The sequence below is a fragment of the Laceyella sediminis genome, assembly GCF_003003125.1.
Taxonomy (GTDB): domain Bacteria; phylum Bacillota; class Bacilli; order Thermoactinomycetales; family Thermoactinomycetaceae; genus Laceyella; species Laceyella tengchongensis.
Window position 1 is genome coordinate 26763 of the sequence record NZ_PVTZ01000017.1, and the last position, 22034, is coordinate 48796.

The window sequence follows — 22034 nt, forward strand, 5'->3', positions numbered from 1 at the left end:
GGGTAGGAGGAAACGCCATTGTTACACGCGGAAACGATTTTAAACACCTTGTTGGACATGGTCAGCGAAGCGATCACCATTGTCGACACAGACGGGACGGTGCTTCACTGGAACAAAGCCGCAGAACAGCTGTATGACATTCCCGCGGCAAAGATCGTCGGCAAAAACATATCGGACTTCAGCTGGAATTCCCTCATGATTTCACGCATGTTGGAAGAAGGGCAACCAATTCAGGAGGCCTACCATGAACCACGCCCCGGCGTGTACGTCTTGGTGAACACATCCCCTATTTTCCGAAACGGCACCATGATCGGAGCCATTTCTTGCGAACAGGATGTGACCAAATTGGTCCGCTTGGGGAATGAATTGTTTTCCACCACTTCCCAGCTCCACACTCTGGAAGAAAAAATCAGCCAACTGGCCTCTGCCCCGGACCCTTTCCACCGCATCAAAGGAAACGGCCCGGCCATTTTGCAAGCGGTGCAAGTGGCTCGCCGCGTCGCACCAACCGACGCGACCGTGCTCATCACCGGCGAATCGGGGGTCGGCAAAGAGTTGTTCGCCCATGCCATTCATCATGGTAGCCAACGGGCCAAACACCCCTTTGTCGCCATCAATTGCGGAGCGATCCCGGCTTCCCTATTTGAAAGCGAGCTGTTCGGCTACCAGGGGGGCGCCTTCACAGGCGCGGATCGAACAGGAAAAGCGGGCAAGCTGGAGTTGGCACATAAAGGAACCCTGTTTTTGGATGAGATCGGCGAACTTCCCTTGGACATGCAAGTAAAATTGTTGCGCGTGTTACAAGAGAAACAATTTTACCGCGTGGGAGGAACCGAACCCGTCAAAGTGGACATCCGCATCATCGCCGCCACCAACCGGAATTTGGAAGAGCGCGTCAACGCGGGCGCTTTTCGTGAAGATCTCTTCTACCGCCTCAATGTGGTGTCAATCGAAGTGCCTCCCCTCCGCGATCGGATCGAGGACATTCCCGAATTAATCCAATTGTTCGCCAGAGAAATCGCTGTGCAATACGGCAAGCCCAATCCTGAATTCAGCCCGGAAGTACTGGTTACCTTAATGAACTACAATTGGCCCGGAAATATCCGTGAGCTTCGTAACATCATCGAACGGCTGGTAATCCTGACCGAAGATGGACCGATCAGCCGTGAGCATTTGCCAACCGCCGTGCAAGTACCCCGTCTCCATGCTGAAGCACCACTCCCCCCTACTCTCCCCAGCGGCATGGGGGAAGAAACCTCCGAATATCACGCGATACAAAATGCACTACGCACCACTTACGGAAACAAAGCGGCTGCCGCCAAGTTGTTAGGCATTTCCCGGGGAACGCTCTACAACAAAATGAAAAAGTACGGGTTGCGATGAGGCTTGTCCATCACCGCACAAAAACCAGCCGCCCGCTTCATTCCGGACGGCTGGTTGCCTTTTGTCAAAATGAAAGAGACATATCCATAGAAATATCGAATATATAGAAAGAAATATCGGTGCTTAGAGGTGAGTTCACTTTCATGATCCGATCGACCAACGAAAGGCGTCAGTCAGGGCAGGCCAGTTGGACTGCTGAATTTGCCGCTTGGTTCCGCGCATTGGAAAAAAGCTTCCCTAAAGAGCGTCGTCTGTTTGAAGACCCTTTTGCTGTGCGGTTTATTTGCACCCCTTTGCAAGCGGCCACCCAGTTTGCCCGCCTACCCTTCATTGGCAGAATTGTGCCGATGTTGCTGGATCGCTTTGGCCCCGGTGCTCGAACCTCAGGGGTGGCTCGCACCCGCTTGATCGATGATCACCTGACCCATGCCTTGGAACAGGGCATAAACCAAGTGGTGATCTTAGGATCTGGCTTCGATAGCCGTGCTTACCGCATCCCGCGCATGCGAAACGTGCGGGTGTTTGAAGTGGATCAACCGCACACGCTCTCCGCCAAGCGAAAAAAGCTGGCCGGCTTGCTCGGCCAATTGCCCACAAGCGTGACGTTTGTCGAAACCGACCTCAATGTGCAGCAATTGGAACGAACCTTGAGCGCCGCCGGCTTTGATCCGTCCCAACCCGCTTTTTTTATCTGGGAAGGCGTGACCCAATACCTGACTGAACAAGCGGTTGACAGCACTCTGCGCTTTATCGGCACCACCGCGCCCGGCAGTTTTCTGCTGTTCACCTATGTGCACCAACACGCCATCAAGCAGTTGGCAGCAGACAAAAAAACACGGCGCATCCACCGGTTGTTGGAACGTATCGGAGAACCGTGGACATTTGGGATGCTTCCCGAACAGTTGCCTGCTTATCTGGAGGCACGCGGATTGGTTTTGGTAGAGGATGTCAATGCCGTCACCTACCGGCGGAGATATCTAAACCCCGAAGGCCCTCATCTGGCGGGTTACCCGTTTTACCGCGCTGCCTTGGTACAAGTGAAGCAACGGGAAGCAGAGCCGCAGATCCGTTTTTTCCGCACCTATTTCTCTTAGCTCCTCGCACCCGGCATCACCCTTATCACTTCCACCTCCGCCTGCGCCAATCTCTCCTGCCACTCCTCGGGCACATCGTCGGCAATCAGGACATCGATTTGTTCCAACGGGCACACTTTGAAAAATAGTTTTTTGTTAAACTTGGTGCGATCCACCAACACAATCACTTGTTCTGACTGAGCAATCATTTGCCGCACCACTTGCCCATCATCTTCACTCGGAAAATAAATGCCGTCCTCGGCCACTCCGCCCCCTCCCATAAAACACTTGTTAACATGGTATTCCTGCAACTTTTTTACCGTGCCCACCCCGTACAAATAGCGGCTGTGCGCATGGAACACGCCCCCGAGCAAATGAACGGTCACTCGCTCTTTCGTCGATAGAATATCGGCGATGTCAATGGAATTGGTCACCACGGTCACCTCTTCCGCCTGCAACGCTTGAGCGGCGTGTTGAACGGTGGTGGAGGTATCCATCAGCACCACATCCCCATCTTTGATGTGGCGGGCCGCCTCCGCCCCGATCCGACTCTTTACTTCACTCTTCAAATCGAGCCGTTCCTTGTAGCTTTCGATCTCCTTTTGCACCACGGGTAATACCGCTCCACCCCGTGTCCGGATGATGGCGTTTTGTTCGCTTAATTTCACCAAATCGCGGCGGGCCGTATCGCGTGAAACACCAAACCGTTCACAAATCTCCTGCACACTCATACGCTGATGTTCTTTGAGATACCGCATGATGGCGACCAATCTTTCTTCTTGGTACATGAAATCCTCCCGCTCGATCAGTATTCTTACGTAAATATAAGCATATTTAAGTTATATGGTCAAATATATTATAATTTCACTTACAATTACTTATAAAGCGTTTTGCTTGACCGCTTTCGCTCGGGGTATAGTGGTACAAAGAGAGAGACGGAAATTGATGAACGGGGCGATAGCGTTACTCCAGCATGCGGGAGGCGTGATATCGCCGCCGTTCATCCCTATGTCATCTGCTGTGGCGCCTGACTTATTGCGCGTTCAGCGGATTTTTTATTGAGTCTTGATCAACCGCGCCAATTCAGCATAAATGGCCACGATCTCATCCAACTTCATGCGGACCAACCCGCTGGAAGAAGGGGCCACAAACTCCTGCACCCCTGGAATGACGGATGATTCCTGCAATCCCCATGCGGCGCTTTTCTTGCCGCTATATTGGAGGTACACGCCTTTGCCCACGAAGCAGACCACTCGAGGGCGCCAGTCCGCAATCTTCTGCATCAGCCGAAGTCGCCCGACGCGGTATTCCTCTTTCGTAATCTGGTCCGCACGCTGGGTCGGACGCTCAACGATGTTGGTAAAGCCATAACCCAGCTTTAACAACTCCCTGTCTTCTTCCGCACGGTACAACCGCGGGGTTAATCCCGACAAGTGCAAGATTTTCCAAAATCGGTTGTGCGGATTCGCATAATGATGCCCGGTTTCCCCCGATTTAAGACTGGGGTTGAACCCGACGAACAAAATATCCAAATCGGGAGCCAAGTGGTCAGGAATAGCGGTTGGCAATCCCGCTCACCTCCGTTAGCGTGTTTCTTCGCGCTTGGCTCAGCTGTTTTTAGCGAACTGGCTCCCGCGCGCACTCATATTATGGCACAACCGTCAGTCACCGACAAAAACCCCGCCGCGGCGCAATGGAAAGGTGATACACCGAAACGAACCACCCGATTTCGTAATTTCCGTGATGTCGATTTCATACACTTCCAACCCCGCTTTCCCCAACTCTTCATTGACACGTCTGTTTTGCGGCAAGCTGATGATACGTCCCTCACCTAGCGACAGCACATTGGTCGCCAGCCGAAACTGCTCTTCTTCAGTCACCTCGATCAATCGATAAAACCGGCGCAACGTTGCCAAGGACTCGATATCAAAGGCATCCACATACACCAATGCCACCCCTGGCGCAACCACATTCAAAATGCAGTCCAAATGCAGATACCGTGGTCGCACGGCAATAGCCGAAACCTGGTGGTGGGGAAACCATGCCTGCAACTCGTCCACCACCTCGGGGGACGTGCGATTGCCAACGCCAACCCAGATCTGGTGGCCGTCTATCATAATGTCTCCCCCTTCCAAGCTTCCACTCTGTACTTTGGTAAATGGGATGACCTGTTTGCGAAGCCAAGCTTCTAACGCTTTCTCCTCCCCCCGCCGAATGGATTGCTCCATCCTTGACAAAATAAGGCGATTCCCAATCACCACGCCGATATCCCGAGTAAACACTTGTTCAGGAAGGGTGGGTACAGGCGACAACAACTCCACCCGGATGGACATATTAACCAAAAATTCAATAAATTCGTTAAATTGCTTGGTTGCCCGCGCCACATCAATGTTTTCCCGGAAATAATGTTGTTGCGTATGATTGATCACTTCTTTAATGGACATATAAGCAGGCGGACACATCAGCACCTCCTGCAATCGGTCATACTCGCTTTCACAATATACAGACCGCTCGATAAAATCACCCTCACGTTGTCTGCTTTTTGTGGTCGCCATCGGCGGTGTTCACTCCTTTCCGCTTCTTTGAACAGCCAACCATCCATCCCACCGGCCGCTCGCTTAACAGACGCACAACCGCATCGGCTGAACCTCTGTACTAGGTTCAGTTCCCACTTCATTTGCCTTTCAAACAGCCTGTCCCGTGTGATAGGCAAGGAGTGGTGCCCCTGCGCAAAACAGCCCTTGCGCCGGTATCGATACCAAACGCAAGGGCTGTGTTGGTCAGACGTTCAAACGGTAACCGGCCCCCCACACGGTTTCAATCAACTGCGGGCGGGAAGGGTTGGCTTCAATTTTTTCACGCAATCGGTGCACGTGCACCGTCACGGTGGACAGATCAGCAGTCGCATCCACGCCCCACAGCCGGTCGAACAAATTCTCTTTGCTAAACACCTGGTTGGGATGGTTGGCAAAGAAGCACAACAGCTCAAATTCTTTGCTCGTCAGAAACACTTCCCGCCCCCTGACATAAACGCGGTGTGACGATTGGTTGATGACCACATCGCGCAGGTGAATTTCCTGCTGCTGTTCTTCCCGTTTGGCCAAAAGGCGTTCATAACGCGCCAGATGCGCTTTCACCCTGGCGACGAACTCACCGGGGCTAAACGGCTTAGTAATATAATCGTCGGCACCGAGGCTAAAGCCTTTAATCTTGTCGATATCCTCATTGCGAGCGGTCACCAACAAGATGCAAACGTCTTTTTCCGCCCGAATCCGACGGCACACTTCGAACCCGTCGATGTTGGGCAACATCAGATCCAGCACAATCAAGTCATAATCGGCGCCCAGTGCGGCCTGCAACCCCTTGTGCCCCGAATGCTCCACCTCCACCTGAAAGCCGTTCACCTCTAAATAATCTTTTTGAAATTGCGCAATGCTGGTGTCATCTTCAATGATTAACACTCGTTTCACCATGTTCACCTGCCATCGGTAGGGTGAAGAAAATGCTTGTTCCCTTGGATTTTTCACTCACAGCCCAAATCCGCCCGCCATGCCCCTCCACGATCTGTTTGGCGATCGCCAATCCCAATCCGCTCCCCCCGGTCTGGGAGCTACGGGAAGGCTCAGCACGATAAAAGCGTTCAAACACCCGAGACAGACTAGGCAGCTCGATGCCCGCGCCATTGTCCTTCATTTCAATGGTCGCCTTACTGTCTCCACAAGTGACGTTGATGGCCAACCACTTCTCTTCTTTGTCCCCATACTTCACACTGTTGTCCAGCACATTGCCCAGCACCCGGGCTAGTTTTTCCGGATCGGCCCACACGTAGATTGGTTCCGACGACCAGTCATGGCGCACGACAAACCCCGCTTTGGCCAAATCAACCGCCCGTTCTTCCAGCACATCCCGCAAATAAGCTTGCAGATGAATCGATTGAAATGAAAACGGGGTTTGCTTTAAATCCAATTTGGAAAATAACGCCAATTCATCAATCATGCGATCCATGTAGCGTGCTTTGGAGGCGATCGTCGCCAAATATTGTTCCACTTTGTCAGGCGAATTGGCCACTCCGTCTCGAATACCTTCCACATAGCCGATGATGGAGGTGATGGGGGTTTTCAAATCGTGAGAAATGGACGAAACCATTTCCTTACGGCTTTGTTCAGTCTGCACTTGTTGTTCGACTGAATCTTTGAGTTTCGATCTCATCTCTTCAAAAGCGCTGGCCACCCTGCCAATCTCGTCCCGGGCCATGGGCGCGATGCGAAAGTCCAATTCCCCTTCCTTGATCCGGTTGGCAGCCTGCTCCAAATGATTGAGCGGACGGATGACACTGCGAGAAACCAGGTAATACACATACCCATTGCTACCGACAAACAAAATCAGCAATATCACCAAAAAGAATGGCAGACATTTGCGAACCAACTCGGTGAAAGGATTGACTTTCTTCAGCAGATACAAACTGCCGTCTCCTTGATCGGGACAATCATAATCAAATTTGACAAATGAATAATATTGCCCGTTCACTTCCAAGGTATCGCGCACCTTGAGATTGGCCGGTTCGTATGGTGGCAAGACCTGGGCGACCTGTTTGTCTTTCAATGTGGGCGACTGGTACAAAACGGTTTGCCCTTTGCGTACAACCAAAGCCATCTTCACCGAAGCCAGCCGTTTTTTCTCCAAATTGTGCCATACCTGCTTTTTTTCGAGCAGATCTGGCTGTTTCTTGGCCATGTATTTTAAGTCGAGATACAGATTTTCCTCTTGAGCGCTGAGCGGTTTTTGCGCGATGTAGTGGGTGTAAAAATGGCTCACACCGGTGATGTCCCCGGCCAACGCCACCATGCTCACCAAGACGCCGGACACGAGCAGCACCAAGGAAAGGATGAATATGGATGTGAAAGTGAGCAAAAACCGGAGGCGCAGTGAGGTGTTCTTCAACTTCCCCTTCCCCCTTTTGCGACGGACAAGGTCTTTATCCGCGACTTGGTTATTTCCCTGCCATCATACCCGCGCATGGATAAAAAACAACAGAAAACATTGTACAAATGCCCATATCATTGTGTCGAAAAGATGAACAAATGAGGTTGCCAGATGGTGCGGCTCGATCACGTAACCATCGGCTTCATTGACTATCCCAAAGCGAATCTCTAAAATAGCCAGTGAGAGTATTCGTGTCAGTCGGAATGACGCATGACCAAGCGAACCCCTACCACAGCCAAGCTGCCAGGGAGTCGCTTTCGTCTACAAATTCATCATTATATCGCACGCACAGATTGGTGGGAAGTGAAATGAAAGTGAAAACAGACAATTACACCCCCTGGATTGTCGGCATTACCATCCTGCTCAATTCCGTCATTGCCCTGCTTTTTTTTATGCCTAAGTATGATGGGCTCTCCCATTTGGATTTGACGTTTTTACCCGCGCTTAACGCCGTCTTCAACAGCTTCACCACGTTGTTTCTGTTGGGGGCGCTGATCTTCATCAAGCGGAAAAACATCACCATGCATCGTCGCTTCATCTTCGCGGCGTTCACCAGCACCTTTTTGTTTTTGATCACTTATGTGTTCTATCATCTCAATGCCGAATCGACCCCCTTTGGCGGCGAAGGCGTAATCAAGGTGATCTACTACATCGTGCTGATCAGCCATATCGTGCTGGCCGCGCCAACCGTGTTCTTGGCGCTGTACACGGCGGTGTTCGGTTATAAGATGGATGTAGAAAAACACCGCAAAATCGCCCGCTACACCATGCCGATTTGGTTATATGTGAGCATCACCGGCGTGCTCGTCTATCTGATGATCTCTCCATATTATTGATGCAATTAAACCCGCCTTCCCATCTCGTCAGAAGGCGGGCTTTCCTTATTCCATCCCTGTCGGTACAATCCACTGTGCCACGTCATCCCAAACGCGCTCCGGCGACGGCCCCACAGCCAAAGCGATGTGCCCATCGGGGCGGATCAACAGTGCACCCCCTTGCTCCAGACCAGCCATGGCGTGGATCACGCCTCCGCCATCATGTACGGTGCATGAGCTTGAGCCATCCCAGCCAATCACCTGCACACGAACCTTGTCCCCATAGCAGTCCACTATGTTTCTCTCCAATTCCACCCACTGCTTCTCCAGCACGTCCCCCGATTGATTCCCCGCAAACAAGAGAAGGGTGTAACCGGTATCATGCAAGAGATCCCAGAGGCGCACCTGCACGCCATTCACATTCAGCCACCCGGCAGGCAAGCGATCTCCGGCTCTCAGGCTGCCATCGCTTCGGTCTGGCCGTCGGTCGCGCACGATCGGGCTGTTTCGGTAAGAGTGGGAAAGTTGCGCCAGCCCGTTAGCCATCTTCTCTTGCCGCTTTCGACTGGCAGCTGCAAGCGGTACCAACCAGTCGCGTATCCCCCTGGCCACGGGGTTTTGAACAAGCATCGCCCGCGTCGCTAGCGCCGTCAACTGCACAATCCGTTTGCCGATCGGCTCCCGCTCCGCCTCATAACTGTCCAATAATGACACTGGTGCCTCTTTCTTCACCACCATCGCCAGTTTCCAAGCCAAATTAAAGGCGTCTTGGATGCCCGTATTCATTCCTTGCCCACCGATGGGCGAGTGGATGTGGGCCGCATCCCCGGCCAAAAACACCCGTCCTTGGCGATAATGTTTCGTTTTCCGTTGATTGATACTAAACCGCGACAGCCATGTGGGTTCAAACACCCGCGCCCGCCCGAGGCCACATCGCGCTAAAGCATGTTCCACTTCCGATAAGGTCACCTCTTCCTCCGCTGATGGCAGGTCGAACACCAAGCGGTACCGACTCTCCTCTCGCATCGGGAAAATGCCGACAAATCCCCCTTGCACCCAAAAGGCATGTAATTCATCCCGGGGCAGATCAACATCCAGACCGACATCGGCCAAGGCGAACCGCCGTGCAAAAGCACTCCCATCAAACGACATACCTAACTGGTGGCGCACCGTACTATGCGCACCATCACAACCGATCACCCAATTGGCGATCACTCGCTCCTCCTTACCGTTTCCCGACCGCAACGTGGCCTCCACATGCTCCTCATCTGTAGATAACGCCACCAGCTCGACTCCGCGCTCCACCCTGATTCCCCACCGAACCAATCGCTCCAACAGTGCGATTTCTGTCACCGACTGCGGCACAATCAACAGAAACGGGTATTCACTGTGAAAAAGCGGCGCCAGCTCTAGATGAACAAGGCGTTTTTCCCGACTAAATACATTTACCCCTCTTACTTTGTTCCCTTGGTCTACAAGCGATTGGCTTATTCCAAACTTCTCGAGTAGCTCCAACGTCCTGGGCACCACACCCAGCGCTTTGGAATGAATGGAAGGCGCCAGGGCGCGATCAATGATCCGGCAATGCACCCCTTGCCGAGCCAGTTCATTGGCTAACGTCAAACCAGTAGGGCCAGCACCGACAACCAGTACCTCAGTGACATGTGCGGATACCGCTTCTGCCATTCCCCTCATCCTCTCTTTGGGTGAAAATGCTTTTTCCCTTCAGACACATTCCACCGCCATCGCTTTCATCGCCAAATCGACAACCGCTTCGATCTGTTGCGATGATGGGGCCTGTGGCTGAGTAGCAGGCGCAAACAGCCCATCAAGCAACACATACGTAAGTAAGGGACCGACGAACATCCGCGCCGCACTCTCTGCATCAGGAAATTGGGCCAAGCCCCGCTCCTTCGCTTGCCGCATCAAGCTGGAAACCCGTTTCAACATCTGCTCAGGTACCGTGGTTCGAAACAATTGGCCCAAACGTGGAAACCTTGGAGATTCGGAAATGATGACCCGCACCAGCGCCAAATACTCAACCTGCATCAGACTGGTCACCACTGCTTCGGCGATCTGTTTCAATGCTTCCCGAAGTTGCGTACGATCCGCCAATGGCTCTGGCAGCGCAAAGAATCGCTCCTGCCCCAGATTTTGAATAAGTTGCTCTAACACATCGACGAGCAATGCCTCTTTGCCGTCATAATAACCGTATAGCGTCTGCTTAGAGACACCCGCTTCTCTGCTGACGGCATCCATGCTTGTAGCGGCAAAGCCCAACTCCAAAAACAGCTTTTTGGCCGCTTCACAAATCTGATTTTTCTTTGCTTGGGCGCGCGGACTGAGTGGACGTTCCATGAGGCACCTCCAATCAAACTAGACTGTACAGTTTTATTATACGATAATTCTCAACATTACGCACCTCTATTACAACATCCGCAACCGTAGCATTGACAACGATCGATTTACGTAATAAAATATTTTTACGTAATACAATTGTTTTGAGATGGTGATCCTTTGAAACAACCAATTCGCGAAACCTATGTAGTTGAATCTCCTGAGCAAGCCTCTGCGCTGATGAACCCGCTACGAGCCGAAATCCTGTCTCATCTGAAGGAACCTGCATCTGCGACAGAGGTGGCAAAGCTTCTCCGCGAAACCCCACAACGCATCAACTACCACTTGAAAGCATTGGAAAAAGTCGGTTTGGTTCAACGCATGGGCACCCGGCAGGTGCGCAATTTGGTGGAAGTGCTTTATCAAAGCGTGGCCCGCACTTTTATATTGTCCGAAGCATTGTCCTATGGAAAAAACACCCTAAAAAAAATGAAAGATCAAGGTTCCCTGCTTCATTTGATCCACACTTCGGAACGGATCAAAAAAGATGCTTTGGCCTTGATGGAGCAAGTTGACCAAGATGAAACCGTCCCCAGCGCCTCCATGCACATGCAAGTCTATTTGCAAGACGAAGCGGAGCGTCAACAGTTTGTGCAAGATTATGTGGAGCTGGTCAAGCAATTGATCAGCAAATACCAGACCAAAGCGTCGGGTTCTCACCCTTACCAAGTGTTGCTGGCGGTGTACCCCGACCTTGACCCCGGGAGTGATAAAAGTGAATAAAGCACAGGAGCAAACATCTCCGCACCAAGCGGAAGAAAAGCGCGACGCAACCATCGTTTGGGAACATCGCGCAACCGGCACCAACGGGCAACAAGTTGTCCCCTTTCCCATCCAAAGAGAAGCGCTCCATGAAGAGCGGACCATTCGGCAAGCAGATGCAGTCGCTACCATCCGCATCGTCTCTTCTGGGTTTGGGGGCGTGCGCGCTTCCGCCTCCCCCCGCGCGATGCTATCCGCAGCTTAAAGCGCCCCTGTACCGACAAACTCCGCATGGATATCATTCCATGCCATCCCCATGCTTAGAAAGGCGGAAAAATCATGCACATTCCATATGTGGTTGAACAGACGAAAGTGGGAGAGCGGTCTTATGACATTTATTCACGGATGTTAAAAGACCGGATTGTATTCATCGGTTCAGTCATTGATGATGCATTGGCCAATGCCGTCATTGCCCAGTTGCTGTTTCTAGCCGCCGAAGACCCCGACAAAGACATCCATATGTATATCAACTCCCCCGGCGGTTCCGTCTCAGCCGGCCTCGCTATCTATGACACAATGCAATACATCAAACCGGATGTATCCACCATCGCCATCGGATTCGCCGCCTCGATGGGCACAACCATTTTGGTCGGCGGGGCACCGGGGAAACGGATGGCTTTGCCCCACACCGAAATCATGATCCACCAGCCTTGGGTGCAACAGATTCAAGGGCCAGCATCAGACATTGAAATTCGGGCCAAACACATCTTGCACAGTCGGGCTGTGCTCAACGGAATTTATGCCGAGCGTTGCGGCAAGACACTTGAAGAAATCGAACGGGATACCGATCGCGACAACTACATGACCGCAGATGAAGCCTTGCAGTATGGAATCATTGACAAAGTGATTCAACCAGGGAGCATGAAGTCGGCTTGATCCTGCGCAACCAAAAAACCCTACGGTCACCTATGCCGCAGGGTTTTTCTCTTCGTTGCCCCCAAAAGCCACATCGTCTCGTCCCGTCCTCAATTTGCGGATAGGATGGGAGCGACGTCACCAACCACATTTGGCGCCTGCCCAGCTTTCTCTCCCATCAGCAATGCACTGGCAGAAGCCTCACAGAGATACACTTTCTCCGTGTAACAGCGCAAATGCGAACGCCAATGAGCCAAAGCATGCTCCCAAGCGCGCTTCGCAAATGGATCATCGGCCATGAGCGCAAGTGGAATACATAAGTTCAGCAGGCGCCCTTCGATCAAGAAGCGGGTAACCCCGGCCGGATACACTTCTTTACGCATCACCGTTTTCATCACGTCTTCCAGATCACAGACGGCATGCCGTATGCAAACCATCTTTTCATCTGGATACACCCCTGTCCCGTAAGGCAAACGGATCACTTTAAACCGGCGGCTGTAGTTTTCCACCAAGCTCCGCCACAGGGACAAACGCTTCCCCGCCGCATTCTCACCCGCAGGCAACAGCAGGGCATAAGGCTTGCGCTGGCGAATCAGCGTGACCACCACTTCCTCGTTGGCCGCTTCCATTTCCGGCACGCATCGCACCTTGGCCTCGTTCATCCAGTCATCAAGCCACTCTCCGTCAGGTACCACATGATCCCATGCGGAAAGGGAAAGATGTTCCCGCTCGATGATTTGCACCGGTGCATAAACACAACCGAGACGGCGCAACGAAGCCAAGCGGTGTGCCCCGTCCAAGACCAGGTATCCCCCGGCCATCGGAGTGGCCAGAATAGGATGGCGCAGCATCCCTTCTTGGCGGATGCTGTCGCATGTCTTTTGCAATCGCCCCGGTTCATGTGCTTCATGAAGATGCAAATCTTGGATCGGAATGCGCTCTAACGCGGCTATGATGTCCATACTTCCCCCACCTTTCCCGTCACGCTCCACTCGTTCTCTGACGGACGAACCCAGACATGAGCGGGATGGGGATGGCTGAGGAAATCGTGGTGGGAAATCGACCAACTATAAGCACCCGTATATTGAAATGCGATCCAATCCCCAATCCGGATACGGCTCACTGGCACTTTTCTGGCCATCACATCTTTAGGCGTACACAATTGGCCTACCACCGTCACATCCACCGCTTCCCACTCCTTTCTGGCAAATGGGTATACCCACTGCTCCACAGGCACGATCTCAAAGGGATGGTTATGCTGCCAGGACGAAGGCAAACGGAAGTGATGCGTCCCCCCGCGGACGACAGCGTAACGTTCGCCATGGTTTTCTTTCAAATCCAGCACTTCAGTTACATAATAACCACAGGAAGCTGTCAAAAACCGCCCGCACTCAAACATCAACTTCCAATTTTCCGGCACTTCGCGCTCTACGAACTCTGCCAATAGCGACACGAACAAAGACCAATCGAATTGCTCTTCCAGCGCTTGGTAGTTGACCCCGATGCCGCCACCCACATTTAGCCTCGTGATCTCCAATCCGTAATCTTCCGCCCACTGTTTGGCCTTTTGCACATAGATACGCAACAGAGAGATATGATTCGATTCATGCAAGTGATTGGAGATGGAGTGGAAGTGGAACCCTTCCAGCCGCACATGCTCGCACCGGGCCAACTGCTTCATGACTTCCGGCACTTCCCGCTCATTGATTCCAAACTGGGTAGGGCGGCCAGCCATATGCAATGTGGCCGCATCTGGAAACGGGCCCGCCAAGTTGATGCGCAATAAGATGGACACCGTCGCAATCATCTGTCCCGCCAGATGTTCCAAACGCATCAGCTCATGCATGCTCTCCACATGGACCAGCTTCACGCCAGCTTGTATCGCCTCCACCAACTCTGCATCCGTCTTGCCCGGCCCGCCGAAGATGATCGGAATCTGGCCATCCACTTGTCGTGCCTTTTTCACTTCACCTGCCGATGCCACTTCAAATCCCCGTACCAATGGCGCCAACTCCTCCAAAATAGGGCGTTCGGAATTGGCTTTCATCGCATAATACATCTCACATCGTTCAGGGAGTTGCGACACCACCCCGCTCACATGCGCCCGCAAACGATCCAAGTCATACAAATACGCGCACACCGGTTGGCCGCTGGTCTCTTTCAGCTGCGTGAGAATCGCTTCCATCTGCTTATTCATTGCTTTTCCACCTGCACTTGATCAACATATTCACTGAGCTGCGCTTTCAAAGCCCGGTAAAAGATCCCCCGGTCGTCGCCCACTACGAACACGCGAACCCCTTTGTCCCACCATCCCTGCCGATCAGCCTTGTTCCTTGGTATGGCGCCATACGGAACCCCGTGGTGAACGGCCCGTTCATGCAATGTCCGCAATGCTTCCTTCACCTCTGGATGCTGGGTTTGCCACGGCACTCCCAAAGAACCCGACAAATCAGCGGCCCCTTCCAGCACGAAGTCGATGCCTTCCACTGATAAGATCTCATCCAAGTGTTCCAAAGCTTCCTTGTCTTCAATCATTGGGACAAACATCACTTCCCGGTTGGCTCGCTCCATCACCTCACGCAGATCATCCGCGCCAAAGCGCGCATTTCTGCCTCCGTTCAAACTGCGCTTGCCTTTGGGCGTGTAGTAACAGGATTCCATGGCCTCCATCAGTTCCGCCCGGTTTCTGACATGGGGAACAACCACCCCTTGGGCGCCAGCGTCAAGCACTTGCAGGATGACACCCGGCGAACGCTCAGGAACGCGCACCAAGGGCGTAATCTCAAACACCTCCGCAGCGCGGATCATATGTTGAATCGTCTCCGGATTGGTCAAGGTATGCTCCATATCAATGATTACAAAATCATATCCAGCCGCTGCGATCATCTCCACAGTCAGCGGCGAAGGGTTGGAACAAAACAAACCGTACACGGGCTCGCCACGAGCAATTTTCTGTTTGGTGCGGTTAATGAATCGCATGGTTTTCCTCCTGTCGGCGAATGTCCGCCAGTGGATTGGGCACAGCGTGGACACGCAATTCTGTGTCAGGATAAAGCCGTCTTTTGGTTAACTGCTCCACTTCGATCGTCTCTGTGTAAAGATCAAACAAGCGGTATCGCTCTGCTTGGTCGGGAAACGACTGCATATACGCTTGAATGGTCTGGTGAACCAAGCCCCAGAACGCCTCCTCCGCCAACCCGTAATGCTTGTCCAGGAACAGCGCCAGCTCACCCAAGTTAATGAAGAAAAAGGCATCCAGCATAAAATCTCGTACCTGCAACACATCATCGGTTTCAATGAAAGAGTTGCGGTTGACGCGAGCATGGTATTCAGGGGTTCCCTGCAATGCGGGACACCGCTCGGGTTCGGTCAAATGCTGGCGCGAAAAGCGAAGGCCGTCATGGAAATCCTTTAAGGCCAACCGCTCCGGCATACCATCTTTTAAGACCAGCACAATGTTTTGCGCGTGGGATTCCATCGCAATTCCATGGGCATACAACAGATGAACCAGCGGCAACACACTGGTGTGGAGAAGTTTTTTCACCCACGCTACCAGTCCAGACTGCAGAATATAAATATCGATAAACGGTTTGCCATCCACATCCAACGCCGTCAACGCGTTGAACGGAATAGCTCGTTCACCCGGAAGTAGTTTGAACTCCAAGCTCTCCCGCCAAATACAACCGATCACACCATAAGTGTCAGCCTGCAACAATTCCGGCGCAGGTGGATGATAAGAGAGCCCCGCCACTTCCTTTAGCAAAATCAAGCGGTGTTCATCACGCAAATATGGATCTCGGCTGACAATCCCTTCCAGCCACAAGGAGATCGGCGCAGCGTTTTGCACCGTGTGTGGGGCCAAAATTCGCCCGGTGGAGGTGTTTACGATGCTGAGCGCCAACTTGACATATGGCTTCTCCGGATGTGTCCGGTTGGCCAGGGTGCGGATGGACTGTTGCGCCCCGTATTCTTCCGTCGATTCGCCCAAATACAGAATAGACCCGGCCGCAAGATAATCTTGAAGATGATGCACGATGTGCTTCTCCCATTGCCACGGATGCACTGGCACCATGATGTATTCCTCAGGTCGCCGCCCTTTGGCCCGGATCTGCGCCTGCATCTCTGCAAAACGCTCTTCTCCCACCTGCTCCATCATAAATTGGTCTGGATCAGCCTCTCCAAATGACAGAAGCGCCTCCTCCCGCTTCACGGCCAGCCACACCAGTCGGATGCCTTCAGCAAACTCCGGCCCGTACCGCATATTGTCATCAAAGTCAAACCCGATACGCGACTTGTAGGACGGGTGATACGGGTGGCCATCCATAATCCGGTGTTCCAAGCGATTGTAATCCGATCCTGCCAAAACCAGCCCATCCCGGTGCCGGACGAATTGGGCCACACTGTCCTTTAGCCACGTCTGTTCCAACTCACGGATGAATTGCACCAGTTTGCTTTCGTCTACTTCTTTCAAGATCGGGCGCAAATCAAGTAAAAACTGGCGCAAAGAAACGGCTTCCCCTTCCTCTTCACCTAGACGGCGGCGCACAGAGCCAGAGGTCATGCGGATGCGCCCAAATGTTTTTGTCCGCATACCCCGAAACTGATAGCTCACCTCTTGCCCGTCTTCCTGCTTTGTCTCAATCACATATAACCGTTCTTCTCCTTGGAGCCGTTCGCTACGGCAGGGAATCACCTTTTCATAGACCAGCGACTCCACCAGCTGCCGGAAGATGCGGCGGCGTACCTCGGTGGCTAGCGGCGATTGCAACGCTTCGTCCAACCAGGCATAGGATACATTTTTCATTTCGCCTTCACCTCGCTGTGCATGGGGTTGATCAAATCCAGATAAACGGCCGAGTCGGACCGGTTTTGGAACCGGCTGAGCAGATTCGCTTTGGCCCGAATGACAGGCGCTCCCAACAATCTCTCCAGCACTTGGCGCATAAGCGGGGAAGCAACCTCTTTCTCCCGTTCCAGGCGACCGCGCACCACCGCCCACGCTTCTCGTTCACACCAGCGTCCATAGTACGCGATAACATGCAAAAGATGGCCCAAGTGATTGGTGATCAAATAATATTGCAGTCGCTCCCATGCCTGCTCTCCGGAGTAGAGAACGGGGCTGTCTGGGGCAATCGCACCATCGTAATACCCTTTGGTCTCAGCCAAGTCCCGGTTGATGCTGATCCCTTCCATATCCCGCACATAAAAATGATCGGGCCATCCCTGTTCCAAATGAAGCAATGAATTCTGCACGTGGGCTTCCAGGCTAACCCCTTCATTGGCAAACAGATCTAGCGCCGGAAGGAACACCACTTCCACATACTTTCTCAGCCAGGTTGCCAGATGCTCCGACGGGATCGGCCCTTCCGACACCCCAACCGCCTGCCGAATCGCCTGCAAGAGCGGCGGTTCACTTTGGTTGGGCCAACATTCCAGCAGGGAAGCCACCACCAACGGCGTGCGCCCTTTGGCCAAATCAGGATTTTCCCGCAATAGCACATTGAAGCTGGCTGGCGAATACTCTCCTCCCAAGTCTGCCGGAGGGTTGAACCGGATCGCACCCGCCTCAGCCAACACGGACATGGACGCATGTGGCCACGCTTGGCGCAACACGGCCATCACGCGACTGGCATCAAGGGATCGCTTCACTTGTTCCGCCGTGTTTTCCCTCACAAAATGGGTGATACGCACATGAAGCGGCAATTTGAACGAATAAGGATAGCGGGCGCTCCACACCGTCCGCACTGACGAGGTAGGATACACCTCCGGTCCCAGCTGGCCTAAATCGATAATAAAACCTTGTTCCAGTCCCGTGCGCCAAGCTAAAAACCGCCGCACATATGCTGCCTGCCATGGATGCATCGGCAACAGACGGTAGCCCTCCGGAATGGCACGAGCGGTGCGCTCAGCCACATCCGGCGGCAAGATGGACGCCTTGGCCGGAGCTGTTCCCTCCGTCCACTCTTCATCGATCCAGTCCGGGTGGAGCGCGAAAAAGTGCAACGGAAAGGACGCTTGCAATTCAGGGGCGAATCGCCGCAAATCTTCCGTACTGAACCCTTCTGAGCTTTTGGGCGTGGGGTGAAAAGGATGTCCGCTCAACAGGCGCTGTTCCATCCATTTCAGCCTTTCTTCCGGGTGCAAATCCCATCCGTCCCGCACCCCATGTGCCAACGCGTGTTCAAGATAGAGAGCCGTTTTTTCGATGCTGTTTTGAATCTGGGCCAACAGTTCGGCAACAGGCTCCGCCTCATCCTCTCCGGCCAGCTCCTCCACCAACCAAGTGATTAATTGGGTGGCGGATGGTACGGGAGTCACGCGCTGATCTGCGTCCGCAATCCAAAACTGCTTTCCATACCGGTGGTGGCCAAACACCGATGAATATGTAACGATTCCCAACAATTTCGCCCGCCGTTTCGGCAGAGGCAAACTCAGCCACGTCGCTCCCGGCTCCTGTGCGTCAATCCAACGAACAAGTGCGTCATCGCTCTCAGCGAAAAGGGACGCATCGCCCCGTTCCCGGATGAAGGCGTTCAAAATGCGTTCCACTGTTTGATGTTCTGCAATCTGATACAGATTTGGTTCCATCTCCGTCTACCTTTCTATTGATGATGCGATCAGCTCACCTGATCATTGCGCGATACAAAGGGCAGATGGAAAGTCCGGTCCGAGTTTGTCGGTCTGCCGCCTGCAACCACGCACGCGCCCAACACAAACAAGCTTCCCATACAAAAAAGCACCGTCGGCAAAGATAGAAATCCGGTTAGCCCGGCCCCGGCCAATGAGCCCATGACTTGCCCTCCGACCAAGCAGCTGTTCGTCAACCCGATGTTCATCCCTTGGTCTTGGCGGCGGGATGAACGGCTCACTTGAAAATATACGGAAGGAAGCAGTGCCGCAAAGCAGAGCCCCTGCACCATTCTGAGTGGGATCAACCACGCCGCAGAAGTGGGTAGCAGCTGGAGCCAAATGCTGATCCCGCAACCCAACGCAGCGACAAAGAAGTTGAGCCGCACCGGTTTGTGATCGTTTTGTTTCCCCCACCACGGTGAGGCTACCATCGTCGCCAACCACATCACCGCCTGCAACACGCCCACCCATGTCGCGGCGCGCTCCCCTCCATCGGTCATGCTTTGTACATAAGGCGCAAAGATCACCGTCAAACCATAGATGCCGGATTGCACGCAAATCCCGGCCACAATAAAGGCTCGCGTTTCTTTCTTCTGCACAAGCGATCGCAATGCGGCGAAGAGAGGGAGACGAGGCTCTGCTTGATTGGCGGTAGACGCGCCCTTGCTCTCGCGCAAGAGCCAAGCCGCTACCAGAGCGCTGACACCGGTCAAAGCCGCCATCGCTACAAACAGGGTCCGATAACCGAACGTATCAGCCAGAACCCCTCCCAACAGCGGGCCCAGAAAAGAGCCGGCCGCGGTCGCCCCCTGCAAGCTTCCCAGCGTCTTCCCGTTTTTTCCTTGCGGCGCCTCCGCACTGGCAAAAGCCGCCGAAGCGTCCACCACGCCGCCAAACGCTCCTTGCAACAGCCGACATAAAAAGAGTTGCAAAGGCGTCTGCGCAAACCCCATGAGCAGAAGACTGAAAGCCAGTCCCATCAACGCCCGAACCACCATCATTTTACGGCCGATCCGATCGCCGATCCGCCCCCAGAGCGGGGAAAAGATAAACATGGTTAGCGCCGGCGCCGCCAAGCATAGCCCCATCCAGCCATGCTGGGCGCCGGTATGTCCACCCAGTTCTCCCAGATAAAAGGGGAGCAGGGGCACCATCACCGTCAAGCCGGCGGTGGAGACGAACTGTCCGGTCCACAACGTGACAAAGTTGCGCTTCCAGGCAAGTCCGTTCATTCCATCACCCCTCCCACCGCAATGGGTTGGCAATTCTTCCTTGGCCTGACGGCATGCTTCCGCCGCCGGTGCCCTCCCGGCGCAACAGGGGAGCGATAATCTCCTTGACCGGCCAATGTTCGGCTTCCAACAACACTTCAGCCATCTCCGCCATCACCCCGGCCGGCGCTTCCTGTTTGATAGCCCGCTCCAATTCCTGCCGGATCATGAGCCACCCTTCATCCTCGGACAGCCATCCGCACGCGGCAAATGCCTGCAAGATCGACGCCAGATTTACTTGGATGCCTAACGTCTGCAAATAGGATAAAAAGTCGGCCGCTGTACCCAGGATCAGCGTGTTTCGCGTGTTGGGCTTCACCGTGTATGGAACAGGCGGCAGGCCGGCGTGCTCCATCCATTCGGGATAGACGCGTACCGTGTCATGATCCCGCAACAACAGTTGCTTAAGCTGTCCCTGTTCAAACAGGAGAATGACATTTTGCCCGTGCATCTCCGGCAGGACGCCCACCTTGGCAAACCACACTGCACGCCCGATGAAAGCTTGACAGATGTCACGGAACAAGGCTCGCCCGTCCGTCTCTTCCCGTTGATGCAATAAATGCTCGATCAGTGGAGCCTCTCCCCGCTTCGTGAACACCGCGAGTGCAGACATCGGACAAACCACATCCGCTTCCAGCATCGTTTGCGGATACCGCCGCACCAAACAGCCGAGATGACCCGGTTTGTCAGCAAACAGATCTTCACCGGGAGCAGTATATGCCACCCAGCTTTCCTCATCGCAGACGGCCACGGAAGGGGTCGCTTGCGCCTCGCCCGCGCAAAGCCGCTCCACCATTTTCTGCCCTTTCACCCCGTTTTCCAAATAGCGCGGCGGCATGATCCGAATGGCACCCAACGCATACACACCTAACGGCACTTTGACGTGCACAGTCGGATTGTGTAGCGGAATCAAGCTGCGCACCGAAGAACTCGGCGTGAACTGCCCTAGCCCAGACGCCACTGGAATGATAACCTGCTCCGCCAGCTCATGTTCAAACACGCGAGGAAGCACATGCTTCATCTGCCAAGGGTGGACGGGCATCAAACAATAGTCCGCGGGGGACAGCCCTTTCGCTTGGAGGGAACGAAGCAAACGCTCTTGTTCGTCCGCAGTCAACAGCTCGGTGTAAAGCGGGGCTTTCCCTCCATCCCCCAGGAGCACCCGGTCGTTGCGAACAGCGACCCAGTCCAACCCGAACACCTGCCCAAACTCCGACCCATACAGGGAATAATCGTCTTTGTCCCACCCGTTTTTCACTCGGGAAGTAGGGTGGAAAGGGCGATCCCGCAAGGAAGCGTAACGTTCAGACTCCCGCAAGCTCACGATTCCCCTCGTCGTCTCCAGTGCCGTCGAAGCTTGTGAAGAAAGGATGGTCTGCTCAACTGCCAATTTCAATTCGTCACAAAATCCAGCCAGATTGGGGAAGGGATCATCCTCCGCTTCCTCGGCCAAAAGCCACACGTATTCATCCATTTCTAGCAAGCGAACGCCGGTTTCCCCTTCTTCCGGCCCCGCCAACAGAATGGGCGGACGGCTGAAACGGTAAGATTGAAAACGGCTGTCTGGAATTACGCGAAAATGCAAGGTTCGGCCATCTCGAAGCGGAAACGCAAGCAAGCCCTCCGCTTCAGCTAAAGTCAGACCAGCCTGATCCAGCACTTCCTGTGGATCGCGAAGTAGCACGCTTCGACTCCTCATCCCCATGAAATCCTCATAGATCAGGGCATTTACCAAGTCGGTAAACACTTGTTCCTCCGCATCGGCTTTTCGTGCAGCATGGGGGGTATCTGAAAGCTTCATTGCCTCTACGTCCTTTCCCGTCCAATCATGTTGTCATTTCGTTTGCTATCCTAAAAACGTCCCC

20 protein-coding genes are annotated in these 22034 nt (G+C 53.6%); 6 read left to right on the forward strand and 14 right to left on the reverse strand.

From position 1 onward, the window contains the following. Positions 1 to 18: 18 nt before the first annotated feature. On the forward strand, positions 19 to 1383 hold the full coding sequence (locus CLV36_RS15410; RefSeq protein ID WP_022738340.1) for a sigma-54 interaction domain-containing protein: 1365 nt from the start codon (positions 19 to 21) through the stop codon (positions 1381 to 1383). A 143-nt stretch (positions 1384 to 1526) separates the two neighbouring features. After that, positions 1527 to 2477 (forward strand): class I SAM-dependent methyltransferase, encoded by a 951-nt coding sequence (locus CLV36_RS15415; protein WP_106343260.1) that lies wholly within the window; start codon positions 1527 to 1529, stop codon positions 2475 to 2477. Here the strand turns inward: CLV36_RS15415 and CLV36_RS15420 are convergent. From CLV36_RS15420 to CLV36_RS15440, 5 genes are all read right to left on the reverse strand, one after another. Then, positions 2474 to 3244 (reverse strand): DeoR/GlpR family DNA-binding transcription regulator, encoded by a 771-nt coding sequence (locus tag CLV36_RS15420; protein ID WP_022738338.1) that lies wholly within the window; start codon positions 3242 to 3244, stop codon positions 2474 to 2476. The two genes, CLV36_RS15415 and CLV36_RS15420, sit on opposite strands and share 4 nt — an antisense overlap. A 267-nt stretch (positions 3245 to 3511) precedes the next feature. Continuing rightward, the gene (locus CLV36_RS15425; protein ID WP_022738337.1) at positions 3512 to 4024 is read right to left on the reverse strand and encodes a mismatch-specific DNA-glycosylase; all 513 of its coding nucleotides are present in this window, start codon (positions 4022 to 4024) and stop codon (positions 3512 to 3514) included. A gap of 93 nt (positions 4025 to 4117) precedes the next feature. Next, positions 4118 to 5011 (reverse strand): dimethylarginine dimethylaminohydrolase family protein, encoded by an 894-nt coding sequence (locus tag CLV36_RS15430; RefSeq protein WP_106343261.1) that lies wholly within the window; start codon positions 5009 to 5011, stop codon positions 4118 to 4120. Between the two features lie 225 nt (positions 5012 to 5236). After that, complete coding sequence (locus tag CLV36_RS15435; RefSeq protein WP_181353102.1) at positions 5237 to 5926, reverse strand: response regulator transcription factor; 690 nt, start codon at positions 5924 to 5926, stop codon at positions 5237 to 5239. After that, the gene (locus tag CLV36_RS15440; RefSeq protein WP_022738333.1) at positions 5904 to 7397 is read right to left on the reverse strand and encodes a sensor histidine kinase; all 1494 of its coding nucleotides are present in this window, start codon (positions 7395 to 7397) and stop codon (positions 5904 to 5906) included. The genes CLV36_RS15435 and CLV36_RS15440 overlap by 23 nt, the downstream gene beginning before the upstream one ends. 350 nt (positions 7398 to 7747) lie before the next feature. Between CLV36_RS15440 and CLV36_RS15445 the strand changes: the two genes are divergently transcribed. Beyond that, positions 7748 to 8275, forward strand: coding sequence for a DUF420 domain-containing protein (locus CLV36_RS15445; RefSeq protein WP_022738331.1), 528 nt, complete (start codon positions 7748 to 7750; stop codon positions 8273 to 8275). Positions 8276 to 8320: 45 nt separating this feature from the next. Here CLV36_RS15445 and CLV36_RS15450 read toward each other — a convergent pair whose 3' ends face one another. Together CLV36_RS15450 and CLV36_RS15455 are read right to left on the reverse strand one after the other, a co-directional pair. Beyond that, the gene (locus tag CLV36_RS15450; protein ID WP_181353103.1) at positions 8321 to 9940 is read right to left on the reverse strand and encodes an FAD-dependent monooxygenase; all 1620 of its coding nucleotides are present in this window, start codon (positions 9938 to 9940) and stop codon (positions 8321 to 8323) included. 39 nt (positions 9941 to 9979) lie between these two features. Beyond that, positions 9980 to 10612, reverse strand: a complete 633-nt coding sequence (locus CLV36_RS15455) for a TetR/AcrR family transcriptional regulator (protein ID WP_106343264.1) — start codon at positions 10610 to 10612, stop codon at positions 9980 to 9982. Positions 10613 to 10771: 159 nt separating this feature from the next. Between CLV36_RS15455 and CLV36_RS15460 the strand changes: the two genes are divergently transcribed. The 3 genes from CLV36_RS15460 to CLV36_RS15470 all read left to right on the forward strand — a co-directional run bounded on the left by CLV36_RS15460 (position 10772) and on the right by CLV36_RS15470 (position 12289). Next, a complete protein-coding gene (locus CLV36_RS15460) occupies positions 10772 to 11374 on the forward strand; it encodes an ArsR/SmtB family transcription factor (protein WP_106343265.1) in 603 nt (200 codons plus the stop codon). Beyond that, entirely contained in the window at positions 11367 to 11618 is a 252-nt protein-coding gene (locus CLV36_RS15465) for a hypothetical protein (protein ID WP_106343266.1), read from the forward strand. Before CLV36_RS15460 ends, CLV36_RS15465 begins: the two co-directional genes overlap by 8 nt. 74 nt (positions 11619 to 11692) lie before the next feature. Beyond that, the gene (locus CLV36_RS15470; RefSeq protein WP_181353104.1) at positions 11693 to 12289 is read left to right on the forward strand and encodes an ATP-dependent Clp protease proteolytic subunit; all 597 of its coding nucleotides are present in this window, start codon (positions 11693 to 11695) and stop codon (positions 12287 to 12289) included. 89 nt (positions 12290 to 12378) lie between these two features. Here the strand turns inward: CLV36_RS15470 and CLV36_RS15475 are convergent, their stop codons facing one another. The 7 genes from CLV36_RS15475 to CLV36_RS15505 are packed head-to-tail and all read right to left on the reverse strand — an operon-like array spanning position 12379 to position 21970. Further along, entirely contained in the window at positions 12379 to 13230 is an 852-nt protein-coding gene (locus tag CLV36_RS15475; protein ID WP_106343268.1) for a ParB N-terminal domain-containing protein, read from the reverse strand. Then, complete coding sequence (locus CLV36_RS15480) at positions 13218 to 14453, reverse strand: type III PLP-dependent enzyme (RefSeq protein WP_106343285.1); 1236 nt, start codon at positions 14451 to 14453, stop codon at positions 13218 to 13220. The genes CLV36_RS15475 and CLV36_RS15480 overlap by 13 nt, the downstream gene beginning before the upstream one ends. Positions 14454 to 14461: 8 nt before the next feature. Continuing rightward, complete coding sequence (locus CLV36_RS15485) at positions 14462 to 15247, reverse strand: HpcH/HpaI aldolase family protein (RefSeq protein ID WP_022738320.1); 786 nt, start codon at positions 15245 to 15247, stop codon at positions 14462 to 14464. Then, complete coding sequence (locus CLV36_RS15490) at positions 15234 to 17072, reverse strand: IucA/IucC family protein (protein ID WP_106343269.1); 1839 nt, start codon at positions 17070 to 17072, stop codon at positions 15234 to 15236. The genes CLV36_RS15485 and CLV36_RS15490 overlap by 14 nt, the downstream gene beginning before the upstream one ends. Continuing rightward, a complete protein-coding gene (locus CLV36_RS15495; RefSeq protein ID WP_106343270.1) occupies positions 17069 to 18856 on the reverse strand; it encodes an IucA/IucC family protein in 1788 nt (595 codons plus the stop codon). The genes CLV36_RS15490 and CLV36_RS15495 overlap by 4 nt, the downstream gene beginning before the upstream one ends. A gap of 29 nt (positions 18857 to 18885) precedes the next feature. Further along, complete coding sequence (locus CLV36_RS15500) at positions 18886 to 20130, reverse strand: MFS transporter (protein ID WP_022738316.1); 1245 nt, start codon at positions 20128 to 20130, stop codon at positions 18886 to 18888. Positions 20131 to 20134: 4 nt separating this feature from the next. Further along, a complete protein-coding gene (locus CLV36_RS15505; protein WP_106343271.1) occupies positions 20135 to 21970 on the reverse strand; it encodes an IucA/IucC family protein in 1836 nt (611 codons plus the stop codon). Positions 21971 to 22034: the final 64 nt, after the last annotated feature.

Bases quoted from the DNA above. Each gene is read 5' to 3' on its own strand.
- CLV36_RS15415 (WP_106343260.1), top strand. From the start codon at position 1,527: ATGATCCGATCGACCAACGAAAGGCGTCAGTCAGGGCAGGCCAGTTGG.
- CLV36_RS15420 (WP_022738338.1), bottom strand. From the start codon at position 3,244: ATGTACCAAGAAGAAAGATTGGTCGCCATCATGCGGTATCTCAAAGAA.
- CLV36_RS15430 (WP_106343261.1), bottom strand. From the start codon at position 5,011: ATGGCGACCACAAAAAGCAGACAACGTGAGGGTGATTTTATCGAGCGG.
- CLV36_RS15445 (WP_022738331.1), top strand. From the start codon at position 7,748: ATGAAAGTGAAAACAGACAATTACACCCCCTGGATTGTCGGCATTACC.
- CLV36_RS15450 (WP_181353103.1), bottom strand. From the start codon at position 9,940: ATGGCAGAAGCGGTATCCGCACATGTCACTGAGGTACTGGTTGTCGGT.
- CLV36_RS15455 (WP_106343264.1), bottom strand. From the start codon at position 10,612: ATGGAACGTCCACTCAGTCCGCGCGCCCAAGCAAAGAAAAATCAGATT.
- CLV36_RS15470 (WP_181353104.1), top strand. From the start codon at position 11,693: ATGCACATTCCATATGTGGTTGAACAGACGAAAGTGGGAGAGCGGTCT.
- CLV36_RS15475 (WP_106343268.1), bottom strand. From the start codon at position 13,230: ATGGACATCATAGCCGCGTTAGAGCGCATTCCGATCCAAGATTTGCAT.
- CLV36_RS15480 (WP_106343285.1), bottom strand. From the start codon at position 14,453: ATGGAAGCGATTCTCACGCAGCTGAAAGAGACCAGCGGCCAACCGGTG.
- CLV36_RS15485 (WP_022738320.1), bottom strand. From the start codon at position 15,247: ATGCGATTCATTAACCGCACCAAACAGAAAATTGCTCGTGGCGAGCCC.
- CLV36_RS15490 (WP_106343269.1), bottom strand. From the start codon at position 17,072: ATGAAAAATGTATCCTATGCCTGGTTGGACGAAGCGTTGCAATCGCCG.
- CLV36_RS15495 (WP_106343270.1), bottom strand. From the start codon at position 18,856: ATGGAACCAAATCTGTATCAGATTGCAGAACATCAAACAGTGGAACGC.
- CLV36_RS15500 (WP_022738316.1), bottom strand. From the start codon at position 20,130: ATGAACGGACTTGCCTGGAAGCGCAACTTTGTCACGTTGTGGACCGGA.
- CLV36_RS15505 (WP_106343271.1), bottom strand. From the start codon at position 21,970: ATGAAGCTTTCAGATACCCCCCATGCTGCACGAAAAGCCGATGCGGAG.